Origin of the sequence: Bradyrhizobium macuxiense (genome assembly GCF_001542415.1) — a bacterium.
Classification (GTDB): Bacteria; Pseudomonadota; Alphaproteobacteria; order Rhizobiales; family Xanthobacteraceae; genus Bradyrhizobium; species Bradyrhizobium macuxiense.
Map to the genome: position 1 here is coordinate 66,101 of NZ_LNCU01000127.1, position 5,025 is coordinate 71,125.

The 5,025-nt window shown below is 65.2% G+C and carries 7 protein-coding genes; 5 read left to right on the forward strand and 2 right to left on the reverse strand.

Annotated elements, in window-relative coordinates:
* Positions 1-162: 162 nt before the first annotated feature.
* Entirely contained in the window at positions 163-417 is a 255-nt protein-coding gene (locus tag AS156_RS38915; RefSeq protein WP_066515744.1) for a hypothetical protein, read from the reverse strand.
* A 170-nt stretch (positions 418-587) separates the two neighbouring features.
* Here AS156_RS38915 and AS156_RS38920 point away from each other — a divergent pair, with 170 nt between their 5' ends.
* Both AS156_RS38920 and AS156_RS38925 read left to right on the forward strand, forming a co-directional pair.
* The gene (locus AS156_RS38920) at positions 588-812 is read left to right on the forward strand and encodes a hypothetical protein (RefSeq protein WP_066515746.1); all 225 of its coding nucleotides are present in this window, start codon (positions 588-590) and stop codon (positions 810-812) included.
* A gap of 181 nt (positions 813-993) precedes the next feature.
* Entirely contained in the window at positions 994-1,674 is a 681-nt protein-coding gene (locus tag AS156_RS38925; RefSeq protein ID WP_066515748.1) for a transglutaminase-like domain-containing protein, read from the forward strand.
* Positions 1,675-1,732: 58 nt separating this feature from the next.
* Here the strand turns inward: AS156_RS38925 and AS156_RS38930 are convergent, their stop codons facing one another.
* Positions 1,733-2,263 carry a P-loop nucleotide/nucleoside kinase family protein gene (locus AS156_RS38930; protein WP_066515750.1) on the reverse strand — a complete coding sequence of 177 codons (531 nt, stop codon included), beginning with the start codon at positions 2,261-2,263 and terminating at the stop codon, positions 1,733-1,735.
* Between the two features lie 96 nt (positions 2,264-2,359).
* On the opposite strand from AS156_RS38930, the gene AS156_RS38935 reads away from it, so the two are divergent.
* The 3 genes from AS156_RS38935 to AS156_RS38945 all read left to right on the forward strand — a co-directional run.
* Positions 2,360-3,289, forward strand: coding sequence for a DMT family transporter (locus AS156_RS38935; RefSeq protein WP_066515751.1), 930 nt, complete (start codon positions 2,360-2,362; stop codon positions 3,287-3,289).
* Positions 3,290-3,579: 290 nt separating this feature from the next.
* Positions 3,580-3,978 (forward strand): hypothetical protein, encoded by a 399-nt coding sequence (locus AS156_RS38940; RefSeq protein ID WP_066515753.1) that lies wholly within the window; start codon positions 3,580-3,582, stop codon positions 3,976-3,978.
* 305 nt (positions 3,979-4,283) lie between these two features.
* Positions 4,284-5,025 (forward strand): transposase (locus AS156_RS38945; protein ID WP_201455975.1); only part of this gene is annotated, 742 nt, incomplete at its 3' end.

Below are 5,025 nucleotides of genomic sequence, written 5' to 3' on the forward strand. Positions count from 1 at the left end.
GTCGAAATTCGGCGGGTCTTCCTCATCTCAGTCGCATTGTCGCCGGTCGGGTCGATCTGGCTCGTCGGCGTGGTGGCCTTGCTGGCCTGACGCACCCGGCGCCGTGGCTTACAAGGATGACGGGGCGAAATAGAGCTGTGAGTCCTGAATCCGTGTCAGGCCCTAATCCGCCCGATGCCGGCCGGTGCGCGGGTTCAAGGGAGCGGTCGGCCGCCGCCGTAGCGCTTCGGGCAAGAAAGCTTCGCCGCGCTTCGGCGAGGCCTCGGCGCGCACGTCGGCGGCCCATTGTCGGCGTTCGTGCGAGGTTTGGTTGTCGTCGAATGTCCACTTCACATCGGTCCCATCAACGGGATCATTGACGCCGTGTTGGCTCACAGGATCGCCGCGGCCGCTGTGGATATCGCTAGCATCGTCCATCGCGGGCTCCGCTTGCAGCGCTTGTCGGGGCCAACGTCGCTCCTTCGCGCGTCGTTCCAAAAATGTGAAAGGCCGAAAGCGCGATCCACCGCCCGGAATCCTTGGCGTGCGCAGGGCCAGCCGGTAGTATGGAACCCGTTTTTGGGGCCAAGCGCCAGGGATTCCGGGGAATGAAGCAAGTCGACGTCGCAGTGATTGCCGCCACCTTTTGGCTGCTGGCGTCGATGGTGCTGGACATCCTGACGCCGAAATCGATCACCGCGCTCATGATCGCGACCGCGCTCGCTCCGCCGTTCCTGATCGGGATCGGCATCCATTTCGTGCGCGAATACTTCAAGGCGAAGCGGCGCAGCTTCCGGCCGCCGCCCCGCTGGGACGAGCGCTTCCGAAACTAGAGCGTTTTCGAGCGAAGTGGATACCGGTTCGCGTAAAGAAAACGCGTCAAAAGCGAAAATCCAGCAGGGCAGGCGTGCGATTGCTGCATTGAACTGCGGCGACGCGGCTTGCTATAGCCTTCCCAAGCGAAGCGGAAACCGCTCGCGCGAGGAAAACGCATCAAGGCAAAGGGTTTGCGGCATGGCCGACACGCTGTCAGATACGATCAGCCGTCTCTACACCGATCCCGGTGAGTATATCGACAGCGATCATCCCGCCGTCGTGGAGTTTGCCCGCGCTGCCGCCCCCGCCGACGCCAGTGCGCGTGACAAGGCGAGCCAGCTGTACAAGGCGGTGCGCGACGGAATCCGCTACAACCCCTATGTCAGCATGCGCACCCCGGAGAGCTACCGCGCCTCCAGCGTGCTCGCCGCCGGCAACGGCTATTGCGTCGGCAAGGCCGCGCTCTACGCCGCCGCCTGCCGCGTCCACGGCATTCCGGCCCGTGTCGGTTTCGCCGACGTCCGCAACCACCTCACCACCGAGAAGCTGCGCCAGAGCATGGGCTCTGATCTGTTCAGCTGGCACGGCTTCACCGAGGTGTTCGTCGACGGTGCCTGGCGCAAGGCGACGCCGACCTTCAACGCCACGCTGTGCGCCAAGCTCGGCGTCAAACCGCTGGATTTCGACGGTCATTCTGACGCGCTGCTGCATCCGTTCGACGGTGCCGGGCGCGCCTACATGCAGTATGTTAACGACCACGGCACCTATCACGACGTTCCCGCCAAATTCCTGATGCGCGAGATGGCGCGCGAATACGCCCACATGCATGGCGAGGATCTCTCCGGCCGCGACATGGAGCGGGAGGCCGCGGAGCAGTGAGGGGCCTCCCATGCTGGCCGCGACGGAAGTGTGCTCCCGTCGCCGGCTCCTCCAATGCTCAAACCAAATCGAAGCGCCGGATGATTGCCTGGGCATTCGTCTCGGCGGAATTCGCTTCGCTGTCCAGCACGAGGCAATTCTGCCGCGGCACGGCCGACACCGTGTGCTCGTCCAGGAACTGGCGAACGCCGGTTTCCGACATCAATTTTCGCCGCGCCGCCCGGTCGGGCGTGGCCACGCGCCGGACGATCTCCTCGGTCGAGCATTTCAGGAACACCGGCAGCAGCTCTCCGCCGTGCCGTTTCACGATCGCTTCGAACTGCTCGAAGGTCGGAAGATCGATGGGATCGGCATAGACGAACGTCATGACGAGCAGCGGCAGGCCTTGCTCGAGCGCCGCGCCCAGCACCGACATGCGTACCGTCTGCACTAGCTCCCAGAAGCCCGGCGCACCGAAATCGAACACCGTGCGCGCGATGTCGATCGCCGCATGGTTGTCGAACAGCCGTCCACCCGTTTGCGCGAGCAGCGCCTTCGCGGTCGTCAACTTTCCGGCGGCCGGCGCGCCGTGTATGAAGATCAGTTTCATGGATGAAGTCTAGCGGCCGATGTGAGACGGGTCACCGCCCGGTCGTGACACTGAGAGTGCAGCGCAGAGATGCGCTGCCTGCCAAGGGACATTGTCATGGACGCGGGACTGCCAAAAGCCCCCACTGCAAAGCCGTCCGCCGCGGGCTGGCAGGACACCATTGCGCTGGTCGGCTTCATCCTGGTTGCCTCAGGCCAGGCCTCCAACCAGATTCTCGCCCGCGGCCTTGCCGGTTCGGTGCCGCCGTTTTCGCTCGCCTTCTTCCGCTGGAGCATCATCGCAATCGGGCTCGCGCCATTCGCGATCGCGGAAATCCGCGACGGCAAGATTCCGATGGCACAGAACGCCTGGCCGATCCTCGTAGCGGGCTTCCTCGGCATGTTCCTCTGCGGCGGCCCGGTCTATGTCGCCGGGATCACCACCACGGCGATCCATATTGCGCTCATCATGGCGCTGTCGCCGATCGTCGTGCTGCTGATCTCGGCGGCGCTCGGCATCGAGCATATTGGTTCGCTGCAGTGGCTCGGGACAGGTCTCGCGCTGGCGGGAGCTCTCCTGATCGTCTCGGGCGGCCATCTCGAAACCTTCACCCGATCGGCTGCGGCGTGGGGCGACCTCTTGGTCGTGCTCGCGATGCTCGGCTGGTCCGGCTACACCCTGATGCAGTCGCGCGTGGCGCCGCGCGCCTCGCTGCTGGCGCGCGTCAGCCTGTTCGCCGCCGCGGGCGCGCTGTGCTCGCTACCTCCGGCCGTCCGCGAGATGTGGATCGAACCGGCCCAGGTCTTCAATGTCAGGGCGCTGGAAGCCTATGTCTTCGCCGGCCTCGTGCCCGGCCTGCTCGCCTACGCGGGCTTCGCCTGGCTGGGCGGCAAGTTCGGCTCGGTGCGGACGTCGCTGGTGCTCTACGTCGCCCCGATCGCCAGCGCGCTGTTGTCGTGGGTCATCCTCGGCGAGCCGCCGACCCTGCTCCATCTCCTCGGCGGCACGCTCATCCTCGGCGGCGTCTGGGCGAGCCTGCGGAAGTAGGCCGCGCGCGCGAGGGCGCGTTGCAGCGGCAAGCTCAAGGCTGTGGGGCAATTCGAAAAAAAGCAGGGCGCGACCGGCATCACCACGGTCGCGCCCTACGTCGCCGGTCAATGGGGCAGGGGGAATAACCGGCTGCCGGAATGACTCGGATGCCCCCGGACTCGTTCCAGGCAAGTGCAAATATTTTTCGTACACGGTTAAGTGATTGTCGGAGTCGAGAACTCCACAGCTTTCGTTCGCGTTGTGTCCGGGATCGCCAAGGGAAATTTCACGGGGCGAGGGACATTACCATGTCACAGATTCATAAGGGAATTTTCGGCGTCCTTGCGGTTGGCCTGACGCTTGGCGCCGTCCAGTTGGCATCCGGCCATGACCTGATCGGCGGTCAGCGCGTCACCACGACCCCGGCGCCTGAGAGCGCCGTCAATCGCGCCGACAAGGCCGACCGCGTCGCGGCGCCGATGGTCGGCGCGAAGACGAAGACCAAGACCGTTGCGATGACGTTCGACGGGCTTCCGGCTACCTCGGTCCTGATCCGCGTTCCCACGGCCAAGGAAGAGGCGCGCAACCGCCCCGTCGGGCCCGGCCCGGCCCAGCCCGGCGAAGCCCGCAAGGTCGCCTGCGAGCCCGTGGTCAGCGTGCTGACCGACGTCGCCAAGCTGCTGCAGCCCGGCCGTTGCGTGACCTGAGCCGGGCGCCTCGTTCGAATTCGCCTCATCACATTCGGCTTATAGCGTAGCCCGTCATCGGACTGCGCTTTTGCGCCAACCCGTCGCACTGTCCCGAAGACGGTGAGGTGAGCACGGTGCTCAGGCTGCCTCCCGCAAGCGAGAGGGAACCCTTCCGCCGGTGCCTTCCTTACGTGCCAATCACTGAGTTGCCCGACTTGGCAAGGTCCCGTCCGGAAGTTGGTTGGAATTGAGGGTGGCGTAGTCTCCGGGGTGATCAAACCTCGAATCAGCCGGCGTTGGAACGCCGGATCGGAGACCACGCCATGATCAGCGATATCACGAAGACGGATGTGCCGCAGGACGGCGGCGAGACGGCTCCCCAGCTTTTCGATGATTGGTTTGATCCGATCGAAGGAGCGGTACGGGAACGGGTACGAGAGTTCATCGAGGAATTGATCCGGGACGAACTGGACACGCTGCTTGCGCGACCGCGCTACGAACACAGGAAGGCTGACCAGGAGGAAGCCTCCACCGCCGTCACAGGCCACCGACACGGCAGCCGAACGCGGTCGCTGACCGGCAGCTTCGGTCCCGTCGAGATCGCGGTACCGCGTGCCCGGCTGGATAGCCCCGATGGCACGACGAGGGAGTGGAAGAGCCATCGGCTGCGGGCCTACCAGCGGCGTACGTTGGCGGCCGATGCATTAATCGCCAATGTTTACCTGTCCGGCACCAACACGCGCCGTGTCCGTCGGGCGCTGGGCGCGCTGTTCGCGGGCAGCGTCGGCAAGGACACGGTGAGCCGGGTCTGGCGCAAGGTGAAGAGCGACTGGGACGCCTGGAATGCCCGCTCGTTGGCTGAGGAGCCGATCGTGCGGCTGATCCTCGACGGCACCGTGGTTCGGGTTCGGCTCGACCGCAAGGCGACCGCGATCTCGCTGCTTGTCGTGATCGGGGTTCGCGCGGATGGCCAGAAGATACTGCTGTCGATCAAGAGTATGGGCGGCGAGAGCACCGCAGCCTGGCGGGCCGTGCTCGACGATCTCGTCCGTCGTGATCTGCGGC

Coding starts and splice junctions, on each gene's coding strand:
- AS156_RS38920 (WP_066515746.1), top strand. CDS start 588: ATGAAGCAAGTCGACGTCGCAGTGATTGCCGCCACCTTTTGGCTGCTG.
- AS156_RS38930 (WP_066515750.1), bottom strand. CDS start 2,263: ATGAAACTGATCTTCATACACGGCGCGCCGGCCGCCGGAAAGTTGACG.
- AS156_RS38935 (WP_066515751.1), top strand. CDS start 2,360: ATGGACGCGGGACTGCCAAAAGCCCCCACTGCAAAGCCGTCCGCCGCG.
- AS156_RS38940 (WP_066515753.1), top strand. CDS start 3,580: ATGTCACAGATTCATAAGGGAATTTTCGGCGTCCTTGCGGTTGGCCTG.
- AS156_RS38915 (WP_066515744.1), bottom strand. CDS start 417: ATGGACGATGCTAGCGATATCCACAGCGGCCGCGGCGATCCTGTGAGC.
- AS156_RS38925 (WP_066515748.1), top strand. CDS start 994: ATGGCCGACACGCTGTCAGATACGATCAGCCGTCTCTACACCGATCCC.